Below are 23984 nucleotides of genomic sequence, written 5' to 3'. Positions count from 1 at the left end.
CCAATTGTAAATTAATTACTTGTCGTGCGCCGACTCGCAGTCATTTGGAGGCAATCAGAATTAGAAGATGGTCATACCCACTGCTACGACGGCGACAAGCACGGCGATGACCGCGAGCGCGAGAATGAGCTTGTTCTGTTGCATGTCGCCCGCTGGGGAAGCAAGTTCCAACGAGGCCAGACGTTGGCGAATGTCATCCCGTTCTGGATACGCGCTCGCGGCTGCTTTGAGCAGCTCAATAGCCTGCGCCTTGCGACCATAGGCGATAAATACTTCTGCTTCTGCTTCTGCGATGGGATCAGGTTTAATCATGATGTTTAATGTTGATTTGAAAGGCGCGCGCGCCAATCTGTAAATTTAAAGAAAGCTCCGCTTCGCACGTCATTTTCGAAAGTCATGTTATGCCAATTGAGTTTCGGACAGTGCTGTGATTTTCAGGACCCAGTCCATTACGGAGGTCGATTGACAGGTATGGGGCACTAGGTAAGTCCTTCTATCACTTTGCTCTTCAAAGTCAAAAATAATTCTTATCACAAAATTTTTGCGAAAATCAAGTTGTTCCTCTGAAGAACGAACTTGAAATTGACCTAATTCTGGAGTATTACCAATGAAATCCCAAATGTCGCGAAACATTTCTTCATCAACAAAAACCGGAAATTTTCTTTCAGTCGTTCCGTCAGCAACGGTCCACGTTGATTTCGGCAAACCATTAGTAAGAGAAATTGTTCCGTGCGTTGCCAATTCTCCCTTTTGCGTAAAGAAATCTATAACGAAAATTTCGTTCGGCGCTGGTGGCTTTGAGTTCGAAAATTTGCTACCTACCGCTTTAAGAAGAGCCTTAAACATAAGCCTAACGATTGAGTTCAGTGGCGGCCGTCCACTGCAATGATGGGATGGACTCCCCCGTCTTTTTACGCGATATTAAGCGCACTGGTTCACATTGGGGATGGGGATCAGATTTCAACGTAAGGAGTCCACTATGAATACTACTACTGTGGCCGTTGATTTGGCCAAATCTGTTTTTCAACTTGCGGTCGCCGACACACAATGGCGAGTAATCGAGCAACACCGATTGACTCGTGCACAATTCGAACGATGGTTCACTAATCGCAATGTTTCGCTGGTCATTATGGAAGCTTGGGGCTCCGCTCATCATTGGGCGCGTTCTTTAAATGCTCTTGGTATCGAAGTCAAATTACTTCCCGCAGCATACATTAGAGCCGCAGTTGATGTAAATAAAACGCAATAAAACCGATGCCGCCGATGCATGTGCGTTGTTAGAAGCTGCGCGTTGTGCCGATATTCGCCCTGTTAAGATTAAATCGATTGAACAACAAGCTTTGCAAGGTTTGCATCGCACACGTTCACTGTGGATGGGAACGCGCACCTCACGCATCAATGCACTGCGCGGTTTCTGTCGTGAATTTGGTATTTCCGTTGCGACTGGAAGTCGCAACGGCATAGAACAAATCTCACGCGTTCTAGCCGATCCAAATACTTCTGTTCCTCATCTGATACGCGGAACAATGAAGTTGCTGATCGAAGAAATCCATTTACTTGAAGCACGAGTCACTCAATTAGAAAAAGAACTGACCCAGCTCGCGAAGCAAAGTGCAGCATGCACAACCCTACTTTCAATACCAGGCATCGGCTTATTAACGGCGACCGCGATGGTTGCTGCCACAAGTGGAAGCGCTGCTCACTTCAAAGATGCTCGTCATTTCGCGAGTTGGTTCGGACTGACGCCGAAAGAGTACTCATCTGGTAACACGCGATACCTAGGACACATTTCCAAACGCGGTGATCGCTATCTTCGTATGCTATTGACGCACGGCGCTCGCTCCGTTTTACGAGCGGCTAGCGTCGGCTTTAGTGCGGGGCGACACTTAGACGATCTACGAAGCTGGGCACTGAAAGTGCAAGGTCGAACTAACCACAACAAAGCGGCCTGCGCACTAGCCAACAAACTGGCCCGCATTTGTTACGCCACGCTGCGTGATGGTGAAGACTATGGAACCGTACAACGCATGAATAAAAAATTAGAAAGGACTTCGTATGCAATGCCAGCTTAATTCACCAATTAAGAATTGAAAGAATGATTTCTCACCAGCCTTTGCGTAGAGATTAATCACCCATCATGGCACAACGGAACGCAACCAGATCATTGAACGCCGATAACCCTTCCGGCAGCGTTAAGCCTGTCGCTTGTAGCGAGTGGCGCAATGATCACGCAGATTCCATGTCGGCACGGAACAAAATAGATTCCACATTAGATGCCGGATATACGACTGCAGGCTTATTCCTCGCGCCAAAACTATTGATTAATTTCTTGTACTTTCGGGGGAGTCCATATACGAATGGTTAGGGCTCATGGCTGGCAGACGGCGCTAATGGTCTGAACGGCGCCACCTGAAATGCTTAGCTGAAGCCAGCAGGATGACTGATGGCTGTAGTACTCAAGGTATTTGCCAGTCTCTCTCTTAGAGCTAACAGGCTGGCCGTAAGTCGCCATAACCTTTGTTACCGTCGTGCCCGGACAAATGCCCGATGGTGTGCAGATATTGGCACCAGTAGCCGTCACTTGAAATACGCGGCGTTGCTTGCCAGAAGCTGGTTTCTCAAGCCAACCAACTTGTACCGTAATGTCGGCGTATCGCAGTGCCACTCCTTCGCCCGTATCGGCTTTGGAAGGCGCGCGGCCTAGTACAGCTATCACCTGCTTCTCGGTATCTCCGATCGCGACGCCACCGAGAGAAAGCTCAGCATCTGAGATGCCATTAGCCGAGCAGACTATTGGGCTTGCGAGGAGAGCAACGGTCGTAAGGATGCTTTTCATGGGGCCTAACGTGATTTAATTTAACAAGTTGCAACGATAACCGACTTGTAATAAAAATACAAATTCCACTTGGAAGAAAAATTCGCCTATAAATCAACTGCTTATCGCGAGCTAGCTAGGGTCATTTACGATAACCAAAAGCGTAAACGGTCATAGCATGTCGTGATAGAAAACTCGTAGAGGTGTGAGAGTTAAGAAAGTGTATAACACCGTTCGATACTTGCATGTTCACTGGCAGAATAATTTATCATCTTCACGAATAATCTGAGGAAATACTTGCCTGCTACCATCAACCTGCATGCGGCGCAAAACGCCTTACGAAATGATTACGTTTTACCGGGTTCAGCCGTATTTGTGAATTTCTTTGCTAAAAATATGAACAGTGTAAACATCGCCGACGAAACCAAAGCTATGGACACGCAAATTATTATTACATCAAATGATTGTAACTTTGCTTCAGCTAGTAGGAGAGCATATGTAGATAGTGAACCGACCACAGACAATCCCAATATCCCAGAAAAAATAATCGCTTTCCATAGTTTTGTCTGAATTCGATTTTTACTTAGGAAATATACTGGTAACCCAGTGATAAAAAATAACACGTATCCAAAAAACAGTGCCACTCCAAGTATTGCACCGAAGACTAGTCCCTCGCCAGCATGAACTACACCCATTGAAGCGGACACAAACATCAGGTAAGCCAGCACGAGACTTGGTACCAGAAGTGGTGCGATTGCTGCACTCTTTGCAATTGATTGTCGACTATATTTCTGCATATCGGGTGAACAGACGAATGTTAGGAATGTTAAATATATGGTGATCCCTTGATTTCCCTTACATTAATGGAAACCTCGGTTAAGCAACAATGCTGACTTTATGATTAAGCGATAGGCTGAAATCTTTGCTTATTTTGGGATGGCTACCAAAGAGAATTGAGCCAATTAGAATTAGCCTCAAAGCTTGCCAAAATGTGATTTTCTTAAAACCGAAAACATCTGGGATTGTCATATTCCATAGCCATTGTAGGATTGCTGTTATTATTACAAAAGCCAAAATGGCAATAAAAATGACGGTAATGATGTTAGTTAAATTATTTTGCATAAGTTAGCTTTCTAGTTAGCTTTTTAATGGGCGATGCTACTCTGATGGATCGTTACTAAATTATGTTTTGAAGCAAAAATTTTCATTTGGCAATTAAACGAACCAGAGGAAATAATTGTTTACAATGTTCAACCGTTTGTCGCGCAATACGCCTGCGAAAAAATTGCGACTTACCGGGTTAGTCGCCTGTGCGTGGATCATTGTTAGTAAACTTCGGAATGCTTCGACTTTTGCGCTTCAATCTTCCCTGTGCCCAAACGTTGTTTCCAAATCCACAATCAGAATCACTACCCGCTGACTGACTGATTTCGACATGGTTTGAGAAAAACTGAAAGGTAATCTCACATAACCTGCCGTAAAATGTCTTTTGAAATGTTCCAGATTTGTCGTGCAATTCAAACTCGCCCTCGATCCATCCTGAGTTATATGAAGGAGAGCCTCTTTGCAATTCGAGTTGAAAGCGTACTTTGTTGTTACGCTGCTCGGTCTTTAGCCACTTACCCAATTCGGCCGGGCCGTGATACTCCCAAGTTCCTGTCGCATCCATCGCCATAGCCTTGGCGTTTGAAAGGACAAGCAGAAATGAAATTGCCGTCAGAAATCGGCAGAGCATATAGAGCCTAACGTGATTTAATTTGACAAGTTGCAACGATAACCGACTTATAATAAAAATACAAATTCCACTTGGAAGAAAAATCCACCTATAAATCAACTGCTTATCGCGAGCTAGCTAGGGTCATTCACGATAACCAAAAGCGGAAACGGTCATGGTATGTCGTGATTAGTTTGATGTAGAGATAGAAAACTCGTTGAGGTGTGAGAGCCCAAAAAATGTATAACACCGTTCAATACTTGTATGCTCACTAGCAAAATAAATGAAAGTCTTGAATTGACTATTCCAGCTTACTGTAAGTGCCAGTTGGTTTTATTGAAGATGGATGCAACAGAGTCAGAGAATTGAGTCCATTTGTTTTTATTCGTTTTACTTTTGCTTACCTACCACTGGAACCCACCAGCGAATTCGCATCTCGTTCATAGGTCTGAATGGTATAGGAAAATAAGACACGATATCTGGCTTATTCCCATCTCTTTCATACCCAGTTGCGGCAAACCACTCTCCATAAATATACCGATTTGTTCGCATTGATGTTTTATAGGTGCAATAAAACTCTGCGTAGGTGGCTGAAGGGACTGAGTGGATTTCATGTCCATTAGTTTCCGAGGCATTTGTAGCTTCTATACCCAGAACATCGATGAATTCGTTTCGATTTCCATCTTCTTTCGGAAAATAGGCAGACAGCAATGGAGCATTCGTTTTGGGACCAGGCCGCCCCTGCTGTAGGTCACCAAGCTTTAGATAGTCTTCTGAATTGACATATTCTTTCCAGAACTTTGAACCGTTTTTAACGAATTCTTCAAAAGCAAAGTCTTTGCTTTTGCCAAGAATTTGGAATTCTGAAATTGTAATTATTTTATAGTTCATGTTTTCTCCACTTTGATTTTTTAATGGGAAGAAGACTCGATCATATGTCGAGAGTGTTGCAGAACTCCGGCGGGTTTGACTTGGATTCATCCCATGCATTTTCCGAAAAGCGCGAGCAAAAGCATTGGGAGACTCGTATCCATATTTCAAAGCGACATCAAGGACGCTTTTGTTAGTGCTCATCAGCTCAACCGCAGCTAAGGTAAGTTTTCGCCTTCTAACATACTCAGCGCACGTAACTTTAAAGCAAGCAAAAAACATTCGATGGAAGTGATATTGAGAACAACATGCAACTCTTGCGATATGCTCAACATTGAGCGTGCTCTCTAGATTGCTTTCAATATATTCAATTGCAAGATTCATTCTTTGTGACCAAGTCATACTTAATAAACCTCCTAGTAAGATCTTATTTTACCCAGTCATATAAACCACAATCTCACCTTTTCTTGCTATTTTTAAACTCTATATATCCTGAGGGCTAGCGCGCTACGCACACAAGAGTTTTATTCCCAAGAGTGGAGTTAGACGCACTGTACCCGCCTGATTGTTTTAAACTTTAATCGCAGACGAAATATTCACAAAGTGTTATGACCCTCCTTTGACATTTTACGTATGCGGTTTGGGCTGAGATCAGGGATAATATCGGATTACCTATATCTCGCCAGTCGAAAGCACGCCATGTCCAACACTTTTGCCCCTCTCAAAAACGATACCTTCTTGCGCGCCTTGATGCGTCAGGAGACTGATTACACGCCGCTGTGGTTGATGCGTCAGGCGGGGCGTTATTTGCCTGAATATCGTGCCACGCGCAAAGGGGCTGGCTCGTTTATGAGTTTGGCGAAAAATCCTGATTTTGCTACCGAGGTGACGATACAGCCTTTGGATCGCTTTAAGTTGGATGCGGCGATTTTGTTTTCGGATATTTTGACCGTGCCCGATGCGATGGGTTTGGGTTTGTATTTTGAAGAGGGCGAAGGTCCGAAGTTTGAGCGTCCTTTGAAAGATGAAAAATCCATCATGGATTTGAAAGTGCCGGAAGAAGGCAGCTTGCAATACGTGTTTGACGCTGTGACGCAGATTCGCCGTACTTTGGACGGGCGTGTGCCTTTGATTGGTTTTTCGGGTAGTCCTTGGACTTTGGCTTGCTATATGGTGGAAGGTCAGGGCTCGCGTGAATTTCATGGCATCAAGACTTTGATGTACAAGCGCCCCGATTTGATGGACAGGATTTTGAGCTTGAACGCGGAAGCGGTTGCCACGTATTTGAATGCGCAGATCGATGCCGGTGCGCAGGCCGTGATGATCTTTGATAGCTGGGGCGGTGCCTTGGCCGATGCGGCTTATCAACGTTTTTCTTTAAAATATATGCAACAAGTAGTGAGCAAATTGAAACGTGAGAAAGACGGTCAGCGTATTCCTTGCATCGTGTTCACCAAAGGTGGCGGTTTGTGGTTAGAGCAAATTGCCGATATCGGCGCGGATGCTTTGGGCTTGGATTGGACGGTTAATTTGGGACAAGCGCGGGCTCGCGTTGGTGACAAAGTGGCCTTGCAGGGCAATCTCGACCCTGCGGTCTTGTTTGCCGAACCTGATCAAATCCGTAAAGAAGTGACCGCCGCTTTGCATTCTTATGGCAAACCAAGCGCAGGTCATGGTCACGTATTTAATTTGGGTCATGGCATTTCTCAATTTACCTCGCCAGATGCGGTGACGGTGTTGGTGGAAACCGTGCATGAAGTGAGTCGTCAACAGCGTAGTAATGCAGCTTGATCGCCCTGTGTCGTCATTTAATTGCTGTAGAGTAAATATTTTGTGTGTGGTTTTTTTGCTTAATCTTGCTTAAATCGTTTTGTGCGGCCTGTGCAAAATTAAGCGAAAAAACAATAAGTTTCGGCATATCTAGTCAGCACGTCATGTTGCTGCGCAAAACATAGTGGACATGCGGCTTAGCGGCGTGAATGCTTGAAAAAGCTAAGACAATTGCGGTGGATAAGTCCCGTTTGAAGCTAGACTTTTTAGTAGTTATTCACAAAAAAAGTGGCACAAAAAAATAATATGAAAATTTGTTTTTTACCTAAAGTGAATTTTTTTAAGTCTTTGTTTTTAAACAGATTTTTTTGTGCATCGCAATTGTGCATTCTGTGGAAACCCGCATAGAATCTAGCACTTCCGCTTGTCAAGATGTTCTTGTCCACAAAGTTATCCACAGAAATTGTGGATAGAGTAAAAACACCTTATGAAACCGATAGTTAGCGCATTACCTCAAGCCTTACATTAAGTTCGTGGAACCCATTTACCTCACTATCGCACTCGACACCCCCCTTGACAGACTCTTCGATTACCGTTGGCTGCCGGCAGATGGCTGTCCCGTGCCTGAGATAGGGCAGATTGCTCTGGTGCCTTTCGGTCGGCAAGAGATCGCAGGTTTGATCGTCGGTCTCAGCCATCAGACCGAGATACCTGCGGATAAGATTAAAACGGTATTGGCAGTGCGTCATCAATGCCCAGCGCTTAGCCCGCAATGGATAGACCTGTGCCGCTTTGCTGCCGATTATTATCAGCGTCCTTTGGGCGAGGTGGCGATTCCCGCCTTGCCTAAAAATCTGCGCGTGCCCAAAGCAACATCTTTAGATCGTAATTTAAAGAAGTTGGCAAAATTGCAGCTCGCGCATGAACATGACGCAACGCCGAACCAAGAGCCGACGCTGAATGCGGAACAGCAAGCTGCGGTCGAGACGATTGCCAGCACGACTGGGTTTGCCAGTTATTTATTGTACGGCGTGACGGGTAGCGGCAAGACTGAGGTTTATTTGCAAACCGCGGCGCGGGTTTTGGCGACGAATAGCCAGGCGCAGATTTTGATTCTGGTGCCAGAGATTAATTTAACACCGCAGTTAGAAGGCAATATTCGTCAGCGTTTTTCAGGTATACAAATCGCCACTTTACACAGCGGCATGGCAGAAGGTGAGCGCCTGCTTCACTGGTTAGCCGCGCATACTGGTCAGGCGAGAATCATTCTGGGCACGCGTCTGGCGATTTTGTCATCCCTTCCGCATTTGAAAATGATAGTGATTGATGAAGAACATGATCCTTCTTATAAGCAGCAAGAAGGCTTGCGTTATTCGGCACGAGATTTGGCTGTTTGGCGGGCGCATCAATTGGGGATTCCTGTGGTTTTGGGTTCCGCGACGCCTTCCTTGGAAACTTGGCAACATGCAAAAGCGGGTCGTTATCGCAAATTAGAACTACGGCAAAGAGCGGTGCAATCGGCGGTTTTGCCCGTCGTGAAGATCGTCAATACCGAGCGTGAAAAGCCGTCCGAAGGTCTGACCCAAAGATTAGTCACTGCAATCCGCTTACGTTTAGAGAAGGGTGAGCAATCACTACTGTTTCTCAATCGGCGAGGCTATGCGCCCGTGATTCATTGCGATGCCTGTGGTTGGATTAGTAATTGCACACGCTGCACCGCGCATCTGGTCATGCACAAACTGGATAAAAAACTACGTTGTCATCATTGTAGTTTTGAGCAACGCATCCCGCGCGCTTGCCCGACTTGCGGCAATGTGGACCTGCAACCGCTAGGGCGCGGCACCCAAAGATTGGAAGAAGGTTTAAAAGTTCTATTCCCAGACGCCAGAGTGTTTCGTATTGACGCCGATTCCACTCGCTTGAAGGGAAGTGCTGAAGCCGCCTTTGATACCGTGCATCGCGGTGAAGTCGATATCTTGATTGGCACCCAGATGGTAGCGAAAGGACATGATTTTAAAAATCTGACTTTGGTCGCTGCTTTGAATCCCGATAGCGCTTTATTCTCACAAGATTTTCGCGCTAGCGAACGCCTGTTCGCGCAATTGATGCAAGTCGCCGGGCGCGCCGGTCGTGCTGGGCAGAGAGAGGGCGGCAATCCTAGCGAAGTCTTGATTCAAACTCGCTATCCTGATCACCCCTTGTATCATGCTTTAATGGCGCATGAATACCCACGTTTTGCCGATGATCTTTTGGAAGAGCGGCAGCAAGCCGCCATGCCGCCATTTATTTACCAAGCGCTGCTACGCGCCGAAGCACGCGAGTTAGAAACCGCCATCGCCTTTTTACAAACTGCCAGCCAGTGTGAACCCGTCCACGCGCACGCCGGTATCACCATGAACGATCCGATTCCGATGACCATGGTGCGTGTCCACAATGTAGAGCGCGCCCAGTTACTGGTCGAATCCAATTCCCGCCCCGCCTTGCAAGCATTCTTAAAAAACTGGATCGCCGAGCTCCGCAGCATGAAAGTACGGGTGAAGTGGGGCGTGGAGATTGATCCTGTGGATATTTAGAGTGGCGTTTTGTACCATTTTATGCGGTACTTTGTGGTCTTTGACGTTATTCCTCCCAAAGTAATTTAAAAAGTATTTCTGTTAAGTTTCAGGTATATTTGTTATTTTTAAATAAAATACAAAATTACCATGACACATTTGCCTACTTACATTCTTGCTGGATGTATTGCGATGAGCGTTAGTGCAGCGCATGCGCAATCGACAATGGCTTTAGTAGCACTTAGCCCTGCGAGCCAAGATGTGGTTGTGCGCAGTGCTTCGGAGCTTGAACGGCGTATGCAAGCGGGTGCGACACCGCTTGATGCTTTGACCCCTTATGGCCGTCGTGAATTTATGCGTGGTTTGCAGTGGGGTACTAAGGGTTTGTCTGGTTTTTCGTATGCAGCGCTACGAAGAGAATTACTGCCAGACCAAATTATGGCGATTGCCAAGTTTCTCGATTTCGAGCCGCATGTGAAGTCTTTGTTAGCGGATGCAGGGCGTTTTCCGCCATTACGTTTGCCTGAACCGGATGCGGTATTGGAACAACGTATAGTGGCATTTAAGACTTGGATGGACACACAAAGCCAAGCCGAAGCAAATAGCAGTGATGTCCTGACTCGCAATGATCACAGCATATTGTTGTCGCGTTTTGAGCAAGACTTTGCCGCTGAGCTGCAGTCTAATTATGTAGAGCAGGCAAAAGACGGCGATTTGGTTTTGCTTTTTCAGCTTAGTCACAGTGTTGCTTTCGTTGCTTTGAGTCCAGCTAGCGCTCAAGCGCTAAATCGGATCTATCAAGTCCTGAAAGTACGTGGCCTTGAGACCCGGCGTGGTATAGATAAAGATATGCTGGAAATCTTATTGAGACAGCGCGAATTTGAAAAGGCGCGCGTGTTTGTGACTCAACATCCAGACTTGAATGCAGAGGTCATCCCACGTATTGAGGATAAATTGCCAGCGAGTTTTCGGGGACGTAGTGTGTATAACTACGATCCGCAATCGAATACGCTAACGCGCACAGCGGTGAAACTAAGCGTTGGTAAGCAATTAGTGGTAGTGGTCGGCGCTGGCTGTCATTTTTCACAAGATGCTCTGGCTGCGATCAGTAAGAATGTGTTCTTGCAACAGCACTTACTCAACGCGAATCTGTTGATCATTACGCCTCCCTCGGAAAGCATACCGTTTCATTTTATACAGCAGTGGAATGCTAAACATCCAGATATGGCGATGGTGGCAGCCGCACGTGGCGACGAATGGAAAGATATTGATGTGCCAAGTGTGCCCATGTTTTATCTGTATGAAAATGGGCGATTGCAAAAGAAATTTGAAGGCTGGTATCCGGAAACCACGATGCGCGATATTTTGTCGGCTTTGGGTAAGAAGTAATCTACTTCTATCTTTTACCAATTCCTTGGCTAGACTTCCAACGCTGCACAATTTTCTGCAAAGTCTGATCCTTGTTCATCGCTGCAAATGTTTGTTGTAGCTGATTGACCACCTCGCTTGGGGTGTTTTTGCTTAGTCCCATATAAAGTGCGGTGTCGCGAGGTAGGTGTAGGACTTTGACTACTTCTTGTTGCGTTATTCCGCAGGTTTGTAGGAAGCGTTCGACACCGTTGGGATCGAAAGGTATTAAATCTACTCGGCCGATTTTAAATTTATTGCAGTTGGATATATTGGATGGCGCCGTGTCAACTTTGTAACCCAGAGATTTGAGTAACGACAGCGTAGAGTTGCCAGCAATGTCGCCAATCAGGTAAGGGTTCACGTCGCGTAATTCTGAGATGTTGATATCGGAACGTGAGGCCAATCGATACAGCCAGACTTCGCTGGAAGTAATCGGACCTATCCAGTGGTACACCCTTTCTCTGACAGCGGTACGAGCTACGCTGAAAATCATCGTCCCACTCTGATTTTGTGCTAATTGTAATGCCCTAGGCCAGGGCACTATATCGACTTGTAATTGGTAGCCGGCTCTTTCCACTAAGGCTTTGGTGACATCAAACGCTAGACCTTGCACTTGACCGTCCTTGATAAAATTGTAGGGAAAGGTCTCAGCGCTGGTCACTGCGGTGATGATAGGTTTAGTCGCTTTGCCTGATGTTGTTTGTTCTGATTTTTGCGCAGCAGCTGAGGTGCTGGCTAAGATGCTTAATGCTAACAGTCCATGACAGATTTGAATGCCTGCGGATTTGGCAGCCCAAAAAGAGAAGAGTGAGGTACTTGGCATGGTTAGTTATTTTAGCTATTTGGGATAGTGGGGCAGTTCAAAACAAATCATCTCGGTGGTCTATATGATTTTGGCATGATTGTTGTGAACTGTCAGTGTTACCCGGATTTTTCTTTATCTGAGTGCATGGTTTCTCGATTTACTAGGGGATTGCGTCGGTTAGCGCTGTTGTTTTGGGTATGATGTCGCCTTTTAGTCAGCTTGTTTTACGCCATGAGCTCAACGTCGTCTCTTCCAGATTCACCTCCAGAATCATCTTCTGCTTCATTTGCTACTTCTGATCGCCGTCCATCAGATCAAGATTTTGCTAGGGTTTTGTTACAGCGGGTTAGAAATCGTTTGATCGAGTATCTAGAAGTGGCGGCTTCATTTGAAGCGCAACAGGCGTTTTTAGCGCAGTCGCCGGATCTGGATGTGCCGAATGAGATTATTCAGCAGTGGTCAGATTGGGTGAGTCCTAATTGGCGGTTCGAATTGATCATGCCCGTCTTCTCTGAGGATGAGTTGCTAGCGATTCAACAATTCCAGACAATTTGGCAAGCACTTGCAGAGGATCTGGTGCAGCCTTTGCCTACTTTATCTATTTTGCAGCAATCCCCTTTGTGGGAAAAATTGCGCTTGTGCGCAGAGCATACTTTACATATCTTTATGATACGAGGTCGATTGTCAGAAGAGCAGATCGACCAGCGCTAATATAAATGTTGTTTTAATGTTTAGTTGCTATGTACGCTAAATAATTTGCAATACAGTTGCCAAATAAACTCGTATCATGGCATCACATTTCCACCTGTCCACCACCTATCTACCAAGTCAGGCATAGAGATCATGGCGCGATTATTAAGTAGTTTGCGAATTCGGTTGACGCTATTGTTTGGAACGCTGGCTCTCCTTATTGGTATCACAGCATCCTTGTATATTAATTATTTTGTCAGCCTGAGGATGACTGAAACCAAAGGGGAATCTATCCAAAAACTGGCTCAGTCGATTGCCATGTCGATTTCTGAAAATTTGCGTGAGCGTCAACGTGAAGTGGGTTTGTTGGCGCAATCTCCTTTGCTGATACACGCGCCTTTGAATAGTCCCGAACTCAGAAAAAGTCTAGATCGTACTAAGAATACTTACCGCCATTATGCTTGGGTCGGCATGGCGGATATTCAAGGCCAAGTGCAGTCTAGTTCCGATGGTTTGTTAGAGGGGGAGAGCGTTGCAGCGAGACCATGGTTCATTAATGGCTTAAAAAGTAGTTTTTTTGGTGATGTGCATGAAGCTGTGTTGCTGAGCAAATATCTCAATGTAGGGCAAGTGAACGACACTAACTCTGAGCCATTACGCTTCGTCGATTTTGCAGCACCGGTTTTTGATGAACAAGGTAAGGTGCGAGGTGTATTGGCTACCCATGCTCATTGGCGTTGGGTGGATGAAGTTATACAACGGCATTTACCAGATGGCAGTAAAGCGGATGCGATAGAAGTCTTTATCACTAACAAAAAGAATGATATTTTGTCACCTTTTGCTGCGATCGGTAAGTTGACTATACCTGCGCAGGCAAACCTCAATCAAGCCTATCAAATCTTGGGATGGTCAGATCAGGGCACCTATTTGGTGAGTAGTGTCACGATCAATTTGTATGGTGAATCTGAGCAACTGTGGCATGTGGTAGTGCGTCAACCGGTCGCGCAGGCATTGAGTAATGTCAGTGAATTGCGTCAAAGATTATGGCTGTTAGGTTTGGTGACTACATTGATTTTGATGCTGCTCACGTATTGGTTGTCACGTGCAATCAGCGCGCCGATTGAACAATTGTCGGCGATCGCCAGTCGAGTGGCCGATGGTGATGAATATACTGAATTAAGAGTTCAGTCGACGACACGTGAATTAAAAACTTTGATCGCGTCCTTAAACGCGATGACTTCTAAACTAATTAAACGTAAGCGTGAACTCTTAAATATTAATGATCAATTGGAACAAAAGGTTGATGAGCGCACCTTCGAATTAAAGAAAACCAATTTAGAGTTAGCTTCGCTAGCGCAACAGTTAGAACTACTAGCGCGTCAAGATGCGTTGACGGGAATCGGTAATCGTATGTCTGCCGATGAGCATTTACAACAAGAACACGCAAGAATGCTACGCACGGAAAATCCTTATTGCATCCTTTTGATGGATATCGATTACTTTAAAAAAGTGAATGATAACTATGGTCATGCAATTGGTGACCAAGTGTTGCAGCAAGTCGCTGAGCTACTCAAAACAGCGATCAGAAATAGTGACATGGTGGCTCGTTATGGTGGGGAAGAATTTATCTGTGTGCTGCCAGACACCGATCTGACGGGTGCTGCGATATTGGCTGAAAAAATAGCGAGGCTAATAGAAGCGTACGCCATGCCAGGCTGTGGTCGGGTGACTGTTAGTATCGGTGTGGCTCTGTCGAGGGTCGATGACAAAGACCACGATGAGCTTGTCAGACGCGCTGATCAGGCGCTATACGCAGCGAAGGCCAATGGAAGAAATCAAGTTGTACTTGCTGCGCATTAGATCAAGGTCGATTGTCTATGGTTAACAATTATTAGTCATATTAGTTGATGAAATTGACGCGCTTACCATTCACATTACGTTGCGCAGGATTGCCATAAATCGTGACATGACCTGAGCCAGTCGTTTGTGCAATCACATTTTGTGACACCGCCGCACTGACGTCGCCTGAACCGTAAGTGCTCAAATCGGCGGTCAAACTTTTCACCGCTGATAATTCTGCCGAACCAGAGCCATGGGTTTGCGCAGTCAGATTGCGTACGTTACCGCTGGCATTCACCGAGCCAGAGCCATGCACGGTCACATTCAATTCATTGCCATTGACTTGACCGAGATTGAGTGAGCCTGAGCCTTGAACGCGTACTTTAGTATCTTGGCTTTGTAAGTTTACCGCATTAATTTTGCCAGATCCCATCGAGCTGATATCGAGCTGCGTTACGCGGCCTTCTAATACTACGGTGCGCGAGCCATTATTTCTTAAATTGAAATTGCCGCCGTTGAGACCATTAATCATTAAACGGCCAGAGCCATTAGAATTCACGTCTTCTAATACCGGCACCGTGTACACCACACGAATTGGATTAGTGCTAGAAAATTTATCGTCCATCCAAATTTTTTGACTATTGCCTGTGACCTGAGCTTGTACCAAGCCGACTAAATTGCTATCGCCAATAATTTCTAAAGACGCTGTACCGCCTACCCGTACCTCAACTTGTAATGGTCCACTGATGTTCAATGAAGTCAGACCCGTGACAGGACGTTTGTCGCTAGTGACTTCACCATTACCTTTCACCGCATTGCTACTCCATGCAGATTCAAAACGAGCATCGTTGCCATCGGGCGCGATGATGATGGCACAACCAGAAAAAGCCAAGATAGAGCAGAGAGCAAAGATAGTACGCATGGTGATTCCTTTTAAAAAATACTGAGTATGAATGTGCAACCGAGGAGCGCACTGTAACTAAGTGGTCTCATGTCAGCGAGTCATAAGCGACGAATTGCAGTCTGAGTGGTTTGAACTGTCAAAAAATGGCTTCGGGCGTGGGCCTATCGTTCCACTCCGAGGAGCAAGCGCCGCGTTAACTTTTTAACCAATACCTGCGGTTATCCACAATAGACGCTACCAAACAGCTTCTTGATAATGCGTGCAAGGATGGTTTTTTGAGTGGGTAGCTGTTGCTTTAACGATAGACGCTAAATGACTCAAGCTAAATCTTGTCCTTCGCCAAGCCAAGCCAAGGCATGCCAGACCGAGGCAAACATAGATAAGGAGTGAGACATGAAACGCGTCACCGGACATTTATATTTTTGGGTATTACTCGCCATTTTTTGCGGCGGACTTTTTGGATTTCTCGATGCTGCCAATGCGGTGAAACTAAAGCCTTTGGGCGATGGCTTTATCGCACTGGTGAAGATGCTGATTAGCCCAGTGATCTTTTGTACCGTGGTACTCGGTATAGCGGGCGCGGGCGATATGAAAAAAGTCGGACGGGTAGGCGGTAAAGCTTTGATTTATTTCGAAGTCGTTTCCACCATGGCCTTAGCGATTGGTTTGATCGTGGTTAACATTTTGAAACCTGGCGTCGGCTTCAATGTCGATCCCACCACGCTCGATGGTAAAGCAGTCGCCACCTATGCCAAAGCAGCGCATGATCAAAGCACAGTCGATTTTTTACTCCATATTATTCCTAAAACTTTTACCGACGCCTTCACTGGTTCAGGCGATTTATTGCAGGTCTTGTTGGTAGCGGTTTTGTTCGGTTACGCCATGATGCGCATGGGTAAAACTGGGCAAGCCGTACACTTATTTATCGAAGAAGCCTCCCATATTTTCTTTGGCATGATGAATGCGATTATGAAATTAGCACCTATCGGTGCGGGTGCTGCGATGGCGTTCACTATCGGTAAATACGGTCTGGCTTCTTTAAAACCTTTGGCCGCTTTGATGGGCAGCTTCTACCTGACTTGTGCACTATTTATCGTCATCGTCTTGGGTACGATTGCGATGTTGGTCGGTTTTAATATCTTCCGCTTTATCGCCTACATTAAAGAAGAATTGCTCACGGTGTTGGGTACTTCATCTTCAGAATCTGCTTTAGTGCCATTGATGGGCAAATTAGAAAAGATGGGTTGCTCCAAATCGGTGGTAGGTTTGGTCGTACCATCTGGTTATTCGTTCAATTTGGACGGTACCAATATCTACATGACGATGGCAGCCATCTTCGTTGCCCAAGCTTTAAATATTGAACTTACCTTGACTCAAGAATTAACCATGTTGGGCGTCGCGATGCTGACCTCCAAAGGCGCATCAGGCGTCACAGGCGCAGGTTTCATCACACTCGCCGCTACCTTAGCTGTCGTGCCCACCATTCCAGTCGCAGGCTTGGCATTGATACTCGGCATAGACCGCTTCATGTCCGAGGCACGCGCTTTAACCAATTTTATCGGTAACGGTGTCGCGACAGTCGTGGTCTCACACTGGGAAGGTGAGTTGAAGCGTGATGTGATGAATAAAGAATTGGGGCAATCGGTTAAGACACCCGCTACACCAGCGGCAACAGTGGCACCAGTAGCGCAAGATGTGGTCGCAGTGAAATTGCCTGTTTGATCAATGCGCCGCGTATATTAGGCAAATTCAATGTTTTTGCCTAATTTATGTGGCAGATTGAGTTAAGAATTGCTCAAAATGGAGATGCTTAATTATTACAAAAAAGTAGTTTTGCTTTTATTGAAATGAGCGACTACTTTTTGTAGTGCTAATAAATTGTGCTACCATAATTGGATGAAAAATCAATTAATCAAAGAACTGGCGGAGTTGAATGTTGCTGAAAAACGCTTGTTAGGAGAAGCGTTGATTAGTAGTGCTGAAAACGAAGCCTTTTCTCCACCACTCACCGAGGCGCAAATGCTTGAATTGCGCTCCAGACTCGCATTTCATCGTAGCAATCCTTCTGAGCAAGGTATCTCTTTTCAACAGCTCAAAGCAAATTTGCTAGGCGACAATCGCCGTTCATGAAGTTTCAGATCGTTTATAAACCATTAGCACAAATTGAAGCAGCGGAAGCTTACGCTTGGTACGCGCAACCAGATATCAATATGGGAATGGCATTCCTTACGGAGTTGGAACGCGTGGATGGTTTCCTGTCTCAAAATCCATTTTTATATCCTTGTATTGAGGATGAAATTCGTCGCGTAAACTTAGCGAGATTTCCTTACTCACTGTTCTATGTCATAGACGATAAGCTCGTCAATATACTTTCTTGCTTCCATCAACATCGCGATCCCAAGTCCCGCAATAGTCTTCTGACGAACTAAGATAGTTTGAACTATGTGATTTTGTGGGCACTGCGTTTAGTGCTTTTTCACTTCACTAGCCATTTTTCTCAAATCCATAGGAGCAATTTTTGACATTGGGATTTGTTGCAAGACGCAGTGGATAAACAAGCATATCTACAATCCGTATCTGGTATCTGATCACAATAACTTTTCTCTCCCTTCATCGCAGCGAGATAATCATTCCGTTCATCAGCATCATCCTGCCATTTTCTGGCAGTAACTACGCTACACTATTCGCTTCCCCCTCCATTCAAATACCAACCAACATATGTCCCGCGCACAACGCCTACTCGATTTGATACAGATACTTCGTAGTCATCGTTTCCCTGTTACTGGACAAAGATTGGCGGAGGAATTGGGTATTAGTTTGCGTAGTCTGTATCGGGATATTGCGACTTTGCAGCAACAGGGGGCGAGTATTACTGGTGAGCCGGGTCTTGGTTATGTATTGAAGCCGGGATTTATGTTGCCGCCTTTGATGTTTTCGGAAGAGGAAATTGAAGCCTTGGTGCTGGGTTCGCGTTGGGTGGCGGATCGAGGTGATCCTCATTTGGCCGAGGCGGCGCGTAATGCTTTACAAAAAATTGCTGCCGTTTTGCCGGATGATTTACGCCTGTCCTTAGATACTAATACCTTGTTGGCGGGACCTGATCTGATACGCCCAGAGTTCGATACTGCTTTGCCTTTATTACGCAGCGCTATTCGTAACGAAAGAAAAATTTTACTCAATTATCGTGATGCGCAAGACAAGCTTAGTCAGCGCATGATTTGGCCGTTTGCACTGGGATTTTTTGAGCACATTCGAGTCTTAATTGCTTGGTGCGAATTGCGTCAGGAAATACGGCATTTTCGTACTGATCGTATCGTCTCGTTCGAGGTTTATGAATTGCGTTATCCGCGCCGACGTCAGGCTTTACTCAAAGAATGGCGTGCTCAGGAGGGTATCGCTGCTGACAAAAATTGACAGTAGCTCCGAATAAGATTCTTGTTATGGCATCTCAAACAGAGATTCCATTTCTCAATTTTCTTATCCTTTCATTGGAACACATTATGTCCGCAATTTCAGAAAATCCAGCAAGTCCAGTAAGCTCATCAGCAGTGTCAACACCGCAAACGTCCTCAACTTCACTGGCATCCGCCATGTCGCATCCCAATTTTGCGCTGCTCTACGTTGATGATGCCATCGTCAGTGCACGTTTTTACGCTGATCTATTGGAGATCGAGCCGATTGACGAATTACCGACTTTCGCGTTGTTTGCTTTGCGCTCGGGCTTGATGTTGGGGCTGTGGGCGAAGAGTGGTGTATTGCCAGCAGTGACGGCCAACTCAGGCAGTAGCGAATTGGCGATCGCACTGAAAAGCGAATCAGAATTTGAGCATACTTATCAAGCTTGGCAGAACCGTGGTGTTGATATCGCACAGCTCCCAACTATGATGGATTTTGGCCTGACTTTTGTGGCACTCGATCCAGATGGACATCGTTTGCGTGTATTTGTGCCAACCGAAGTGCTCACAACGGTATGAAAAACTGGATCGCTGTTGCTTCTTAGCACATAGTTTCTCAAGCTTCCTGATTTGGTTCAGAATGCATGCAAACACTTTTTCGGGAGTCGGCATGCATTTTCTTTTTAAAGCGGGAAGTCAACTATCGCGCACTGCGCTCTTACTGCTATTGAGCGTCTTGTTGTTGATTGCGTATGCCTTATGGAGTGTGCAACCGCGCTTGCCTTTCAGTCCTGATGCCAGTACCAAAGTTGCCGCAGCCTATTCTCTAGCCGCGGCGCAGACTCAGTTAAAACAAATTACGCAAGAACGCCATCCCGCAGGCAGTCCTGCGCATGGCCGTGTGCGCGATTATTTGATGGCTGAATTAAAGGCAATTGGACTAGAGCCACAGATACAGACCACGTTTGCCGTATCGGAAAAAGGCACTGCTAGTGGTCAAGTGCAGAATATAGTAGTTCGTTTACCTGGGAAATCCGCATCGGCTAGCGTGCCAGATAAAAAAGCTCTGTTGCTGATGGCACATTATGACGCGACGCCGTATAGCTATGGTGCGGGCGATGATGGGGTTTCGGTGATTAATATTCTGCAGGCTTTGCGTGTCTTGAAACAGCAGCCTGCTTTGCAAAATGATGTGATTACCGTCTTTAGCGATGCAGAAGAAGTGGGTTTGCTGGGGGCTAGTGGTTTTGCGGCCGATCATCCGTGGATGAAAGAGGTTGGTATGCTGCTTAATTTTGATAATCGCGGTAATGATGGACCTGTTTTGATGTTTGAGCCTAGCGTCGGTAATGGCAAACTGATTGCAGGTCTAGCGCAAGCAGTTGCCCATCCTGTCAGCAATTCTATGATGTATGAAGTGTATAAGGCGCTGCCGAATGACACCGATTTTACGGTGTTTAGGAAAAAGGGCATCCCCGGTTTGAATTTTGCCTTGATACAAAATCTGTCTAGCTACCACACGCGTTATGACCGTTCTGATTTAATTAATCCGGCTTCGCAACAACAGCAAGGTGAAATGATCTTGCGACTAGTTCGTCATTTTGGCAATGAAGATTTGAATCAACTTAAGAGTGACGATAGCGTCTATTTTAACTTTCCTCTGGTCGGTTTGATTCATTATCCAGCCAGCTATGCATTACCACTAGCTGCCTTGATTAGTGCTTTGGTGATGCTCAGTTTTTGGGTAGCAGCTAAGCGTACACCTGTGCGTATGTTGCGGACTGTTGCTGCGGTTTTGTTGTTTTTGCTGGTGATCGTTGCTTTGGGATTTTTATCGCAACGAGCGTGGAATTTGCTGCTGCAATTGTATCCAGCGTATTGGACTTTGATTGATCCTGATACCAGTCATTTTTACTTGTCGGGTATTTTGTTATTAAGTACGCTGACCTTTGTTGGTCTATATCAATTTTGCTCGCGTTGGTTGACTGTCACGGAAATGCGTTTTGGCGCAGCTTTGGTATGGTTGATCTTGTTAGTGTTTACTAGCCTACGTTTTCCTGGCGCGAGCTTCTTATTCGCATGGCCTCTACTTTTTGTAACGCTGTCTTGGTTGGTGTTGGATGCCAAGGCGATTGCCTATGATAGCGCAGCTTATGGCTGGATTTTATTCTTGGGTTTTGCTTTTGCCCTGATCTTATTTGCACCGCTGATTTTGCTATTTAATATTGCATTGGGCTTTCATTCATTGGGTGTGCCCGTGATCTTGTTTGTGCTGTTACTGGGTATCGCCTTGCCCTTGTTGATGTGGTTATTCCAGCATTTGCGTATGCCGGTATTTCTAGTAACGAGTGTAGGATTGATGGCATATGCTGCTTATGCTACCGCTGCTTTTCATCTAAGCTATCCTATCGCACCGCAATTAATTTATACCGCCATATCACAGTCCCCACAGCCCCCGCAGTACCTTTGGTTGGCACCGCAGAGACAATTAGATCGTGAACTATTAAATCAATTTAGTGGAAAAGCGGAACAACGATTAGTGCCCGAAGTATTTGGCCATAGTACGCCAAGATCGGAGTGGAAATATTGGACAGAGATAGCGCCCGCGACGCAATTGGCTGCGCCACAGATGACGATCTTGTCGGATCAGATCGTGGGTGAACAACGTGAGATAGTGGTGCATATCGATAGTCCGGAGCACGCCATTTCTACCCGTATGGTTTTTGAAGGCGTGACGGTATTGAAGGCCAGCTTACAAGACAAGCTGATGATAGAAACGGCGACTGAAAAATGGAACTTTAGTATTAGTGCCATGCCAGAACATGGTGTTGATCTGCGCTTTTCTATCGACAAAAATGCCAAACTTGCAGAGGCAAAATTGCGCGCTACTGATGTATTTTATGAGCTACCCGCTAGCCTCAAAGGATTGACTCTACCGCCAGAAAAGTCAGTTGATTTTCTCGCCATGGCGGTGAGTGTTTTAGATATTCCTGCTGCTCTTGCTAAGTAGGGTTGTTTAGAGTTGCTTAGCGCTGTAGTTCACCGCGTTTATTAAAAATGCGGTGAGCTGCTAAGATTTTTGCACGACTTTTAGCAATCCCTGCGAGGCATCTTCAATATAGTCTAATACCGTATCAAAACCACTGGCACCGCCATAATAAGGATCAGGCACTACCTCGGATGGGCTACGGCTAGCATACGACATCATGAGTGACAATTTATGTTGATGTGCTGCTGGGCAGCGGTCTTTCAGTACGCGTAGATTGTCTTTGTCCATCGCGATAATAAAATCAAAATCGTTAAAATCCTGTAGCCTCACTTGTCTTGCGCGTTGTGTCGATAAATCATAACCACGCCGGCGCGCATAGTCTTGCGAGCGCGCATCGGGCGGTTCGCCTACGTGGTAAGCGTGAGTTCCTGCAGAATCAATTTCCAATTGAGCCGACATGCCTGCTAATTCAGCTTGTGCGCGAAATACGCCTTCGGCGGTGGGAGAGCGGCAAATATTGCCCATGCAGACAAAGAGAATACGAGTAGTCATAGTGTGTTGGTCAGTCTTAAGATAAAGGCGAGAGCAGAAATTTTACTGTAGATTGATTTTATTTGGGTTGTACTTGGGTTGTACTTAAATTGGGGCCTGTGTTTAAATGGCGCATCTTTTTTGCGTGTTCACTTATGGCAGACAATATTCCAACTTTGCTACAACAAGCCTTAGCGCTGCACCAGCAGGGACACCTACAGCAGGCTGAGAACTTGTATGCGCGCGTACTGCAAATTGATCCGCGCCAATTTGATGCCTTACATTTAATCGGCTTGATCGCAAAGCAGCGCGGTGACTTAGAGTCCGCGTTGAATTTTTTTGGTAAAGCGCTGCAAGTCGATTCGCAACAGGCCAAATTACATTGCAATCTTGGCGCAAGCTTGCAAGAAAAAGGTGAGGCGCTGCACGCCTTGGCGAGTTATGAGACTGCGCTGCGATTACAGCCTGATTATGCAATGGCTTGGAATAATCGCGGCAATACTTTACGTAGTTTGCAGCGTTATCAAGAAGCCTTAGATAGTTTTGAACAAGCGATGCGCTTTCAAACAAATTATCCCGAAGCCTACGTGAATCGCGGTATTTGTTTGCAAGAAGTGAATGAGCATGCTCAGGCTATTTTGGATTTTGAAGATGCGCTGCGGTTGCGTCCCAATTACGGAGCCGCTTGGTTTGCACTAGGCTTTAGTCATCAGCAGTTGCAGGATTATGAACAGGCGCTTGCTAGCTATCAACAAGCCTTAGTGCTTATGCCCGGACACAGTCCTGCTTACTACAATCGCGCTATCGTATTGATTAAGTTGGAACGCTATACCGACGCTTTGGATGATTTACAGCAGCTCATTGATATTCAGCCAAAGTCGTCTTCAGCTTATTTGCAACGAGGCCATGCGCTACGTCATTTACAGTGCTTCTCGGAAGCCGTGCAAGCCTATCAGATGGCGTTAGAACGAGGCGGCGATGCACAGCAAATACAGTATCATTTAGCGAGCTTGGGAGTGGGCGCATCGCCATCCATGGCACCACCCACTTATGTCGCAGATTTGTTCGATCAATATGCCGAGCGTTTTGATCAGCATTTGCAGCAACAATTAGATTATCAGGTACCTCAATTGCTAAATCAGGCATTGCAGGCGTTGCGGACACCGCAGAATGCGGCGCACGATGTGGCGTTGCGGTTTAATCGTGCTTTGGATTTGGGTTGTGGCACGGGTCTATGCGCGCCTTTTCTAAAGTCAATTGCAGAGACGCTAGATGGTGTTGATTTGTCGCCCAAGATGCTGGAAAAAGCGCGGCAACGTCACTTGTATGACAGCCTATATTGTCAGGAAATCGTAGAATTTTTAACGCAATCAGTGTCGCTATATGACTTAATGCTAGCAGCTGACGTGTTGGTTTATTTTGGTGATTTGCAGGCCGTGTTTGAGACTGTGTATACCCAATTGGAGGCGATGGGTATTTTCGCATTTTCCGTTGAAGCTGCTACAGAAATCGGCTGGCAATTGCAGCCTTCCCATAGATATGCGCATTCGGAAAACTATATACGTACATTGGCCAAACAAGTCGGATTTGAATTGCTAGAACTTACGCTGCATCATGGCCGGCGTGAGCAGCAGCAATCTGTTTCAAGTTTCATTGTCGTGCTTAAAAAAAGCTAAACCAAGCTTTGCACTACATCCGAT

24 protein-coding genes are annotated in these 23984 nt (G+C 45.9%); 15 read left to right on the top strand and 9 right to left on the bottom strand.

All coding sequences use genetic code 11. From position 1 onward, the window contains the following. Positions 1-60: 60 nt before the first annotated feature. Positions 61-312, bottom strand: coding sequence for a type IV pilus assembly protein FimV (locus tag ACFFJH_RS11760; RefSeq protein ID WP_390212832.1), 252 nt, complete (start codon positions 310-312; stop codon positions 61-63). Positions 313-399: 87 nt separating this feature from the next. Further along, positions 400-846 (bottom strand): hypothetical protein, encoded by a 447-nt coding sequence (locus ACFFJH_RS11755; RefSeq protein ID WP_390212830.1) that lies wholly within the window; start codon positions 844-846, stop codon positions 400-402. 133 nt (positions 847-979) lie between these two features. On the opposite strand from ACFFJH_RS11755, the gene ACFFJH_RS11750 reads away from it, so the two are divergent. Continuing rightward, complete coding sequence (locus ACFFJH_RS11750) at positions 980-1249, top strand: hypothetical protein (RefSeq protein WP_390212829.1); 270 nt, start codon at positions 980-982, stop codon at positions 1247-1249. A gap of 25 nt (positions 1250-1274) precedes the next feature. Next, positions 1275-2072, top strand: a complete 798-nt coding sequence (locus ACFFJH_RS11745) for an IS110 family RNA-guided transposase (protein ID WP_390212826.1) — start codon at positions 1275-1277, stop codon at positions 2070-2072. Between the two features lie 296 nt (positions 2073-2368). Here ACFFJH_RS11745 and ACFFJH_RS11740 read toward each other — a convergent pair whose 3' ends face one another. Continuing rightward, positions 2369-2716, bottom strand: coding sequence for a hypothetical protein (locus ACFFJH_RS11740; protein WP_390212824.1), 348 nt, complete (start codon positions 2714-2716; stop codon positions 2369-2371). Between the two features lie 396 nt (positions 2717-3112). Here ACFFJH_RS11740 and ACFFJH_RS11735 point away from each other — a divergent pair, with 396 nt between their 5' ends. Next, the gene (locus ACFFJH_RS11735) at positions 3113-3385 is read left to right on the top strand and encodes a hypothetical protein (RefSeq protein ID WP_390212822.1); all 273 of its coding nucleotides are present in this window, start codon (positions 3113-3115) and stop codon (positions 3383-3385) included. 306 nt (positions 3386-3691) lie between these two features. Here ACFFJH_RS11735 and ACFFJH_RS11730 read toward each other — a convergent pair whose 3' ends face one another. The 3 genes from ACFFJH_RS11730 to ACFFJH_RS11720 all read right to left on the bottom strand — a co-directional run bounded on the left by ACFFJH_RS11730 (position 3692) and on the right by ACFFJH_RS11720 (position 5801). After that, positions 3692-3937 (bottom strand): hypothetical protein, encoded by a 246-nt coding sequence (locus tag ACFFJH_RS11730; RefSeq protein ID WP_390212820.1) that lies wholly within the window; start codon positions 3935-3937, stop codon positions 3692-3694. Positions 3938-4115: 178 nt separating this feature from the next. After that, positions 4116-4484, bottom strand: coding sequence for a hypothetical protein (locus ACFFJH_RS11725; protein ID WP_390212818.1), 369 nt, complete (start codon positions 4482-4484; stop codon positions 4116-4118). Between the two features lie 435 nt (positions 4485-4919). Beyond that, complete coding sequence (locus tag ACFFJH_RS11720; RefSeq protein WP_390212816.1) at positions 4920-5801, bottom strand: AraC family transcriptional regulator; 882 nt, start codon at positions 5799-5801, stop codon at positions 4920-4922. Positions 5802-6098: 297 nt separating this feature from the next. Between ACFFJH_RS11720 and hemE the strand changes: the two genes are divergently transcribed. The 3 genes from hemE (at position 6099) to ACFFJH_RS11705 (ending at position 11110) form a co-directional block, all read left to right on the top strand. Further along, the gene (gene hemE / locus ACFFJH_RS11715; protein WP_390212814.1) at positions 6099-7190 is read left to right on the top strand and encodes a uroporphyrinogen decarboxylase; all 1092 of its coding nucleotides are present in this window, start codon (positions 6099-6101) and stop codon (positions 7188-7190) included. Between the two features lie 512 nt (positions 7191-7702). After that, the gene (locus ACFFJH_RS11710; RefSeq protein WP_390212812.1) at positions 7703-9742 is read left to right on the top strand and encodes a primosomal protein N'; all 2040 of its coding nucleotides are present in this window, start codon (positions 7703-7705) and stop codon (positions 9740-9742) included. A gap of 129 nt (positions 9743-9871) precedes the next feature. Beyond that, a complete protein-coding gene (locus tag ACFFJH_RS11705; RefSeq protein WP_390212810.1) occupies positions 9872-11110 on the top strand; it encodes a hypothetical protein in 1239 nt (412 codons plus the stop codon). Positions 11111-11117: 7 nt separating this feature from the next. On the opposite strand, the gene ACFFJH_RS11700 is transcribed toward ACFFJH_RS11705, so the two are convergent. Then, complete coding sequence (locus ACFFJH_RS11700; protein ID WP_390212808.1) at positions 11118-11954, bottom strand: substrate-binding periplasmic protein; 837 nt, start codon at positions 11952-11954, stop codon at positions 11118-11120. A gap of 213 nt (positions 11955-12167) precedes the next feature. Between ACFFJH_RS11700 and ACFFJH_RS11695 the strand changes: the two genes are divergently transcribed. Together ACFFJH_RS11695 and ACFFJH_RS11690 are read left to right on the top strand one after the other, a co-directional pair. Further along, positions 12168-12647: a hypothetical protein gene (locus tag ACFFJH_RS11695; protein ID WP_390212806.1), complete on the top strand. Its 480-nt coding sequence runs from the start codon at positions 12168-12170 to the stop codon at positions 12645-12647. Positions 12648-12779: 132 nt separating this feature from the next. After that, positions 12780-14486 carry a sensor domain-containing diguanylate cyclase gene (locus ACFFJH_RS11690; RefSeq protein ID WP_390212805.1) on the top strand — a complete coding sequence of 569 codons (1707 nt, stop codon included), beginning with the start codon at positions 12780-12782 and terminating at the stop codon, positions 14484-14486. Positions 14487-14526: 40 nt separating this feature from the next. On the opposite strand, the gene ACFFJH_RS11685 is transcribed toward ACFFJH_RS11690, so the two are convergent. Further along, positions 14527-15387, bottom strand: coding sequence for a GIN domain-containing protein (locus ACFFJH_RS11685; RefSeq protein WP_390212803.1), 861 nt, complete (start codon positions 15385-15387; stop codon positions 14527-14529). 375 nt (positions 15388-15762) lie between these two features. On the opposite strand from ACFFJH_RS11685, the gene ACFFJH_RS11680 reads away from it, so the two are divergent. From ACFFJH_RS11680 to ACFFJH_RS11655, 6 genes are all read left to right on the top strand, one after another. Continuing rightward, complete coding sequence (locus ACFFJH_RS11680; protein WP_390212801.1) at positions 15763-17091, top strand: dicarboxylate/amino acid:cation symporter; 1329 nt, start codon at positions 15763-15765, stop codon at positions 17089-17091. 174 nt (positions 17092-17265) lie between these two features. Further along, positions 17266-17499, top strand: a complete 234-nt coding sequence (locus ACFFJH_RS11675) for a hypothetical protein (RefSeq protein WP_390212799.1) — start codon at positions 17266-17268, stop codon at positions 17497-17499. After that, the gene (locus tag ACFFJH_RS11670) at positions 17496-17798 is read left to right on the top strand and encodes a type II toxin-antitoxin system RelE/ParE family toxin (protein ID WP_390212796.1); all 303 of its coding nucleotides are present in this window, start codon (positions 17496-17498) and stop codon (positions 17796-17798) included. The genes ACFFJH_RS11675 and ACFFJH_RS11670 overlap by 4 nt, the downstream gene beginning before the upstream one ends. 289 nt (positions 17799-18087) lie before the next feature. Beyond that, the gene (locus ACFFJH_RS11665) at positions 18088-18783 is read left to right on the top strand and encodes a helix-turn-helix transcriptional regulator (RefSeq protein WP_390212793.1); all 696 of its coding nucleotides are present in this window, start codon (positions 18088-18090) and stop codon (positions 18781-18783) included. Positions 18784-18869: 86 nt separating this feature from the next. After that, on the top strand, positions 18870-19343 hold the full coding sequence (locus ACFFJH_RS11660) for a VOC family protein (RefSeq protein WP_390212791.1): 474 nt from the start codon (positions 18870-18872) through the stop codon (positions 19341-19343). A gap of 91 nt (positions 19344-19434) precedes the next feature. Further along, positions 19435-21774: a M28 family peptidase gene (locus ACFFJH_RS11655; protein ID WP_390212790.1), complete on the top strand. Its 2340-nt coding sequence runs from the start codon at positions 19435-19437 to the stop codon at positions 21772-21774. A 60-nt stretch (positions 21775-21834) separates the two neighbouring features. On the opposite strand, the gene ACFFJH_RS11650 is transcribed toward ACFFJH_RS11655, so the two are convergent. After that, positions 21835-22305 (bottom strand): low molecular weight protein-tyrosine-phosphatase, encoded by a 471-nt coding sequence (locus tag ACFFJH_RS11650; RefSeq protein WP_390212789.1) that lies wholly within the window; start codon positions 22303-22305, stop codon positions 21835-21837. A gap of 134 nt (positions 22306-22439) precedes the next feature. Between ACFFJH_RS11650 and ACFFJH_RS11645 the strand changes: the two genes are divergently transcribed. Next, complete coding sequence (locus ACFFJH_RS11645) at positions 22440-23960, top strand: tetratricopeptide repeat protein (RefSeq protein ID WP_390212788.1); 1521 nt, start codon at positions 22440-22442, stop codon at positions 23958-23960. The last annotated feature ends 24 nt before the right edge of the window (positions 23961-23984 follow it).

Source organism: Affinundibacterium danionis (genome assembly GCF_042432465.1).
Taxonomy (GTDB): Bacteria; Pseudomonadota; Gammaproteobacteria; order Burkholderiales; family Burkholderiaceae_D; genus Undibacterium; species Undibacterium danionis.
This window is presented reverse-complemented; position numbering and strand designations above follow the sequence as displayed.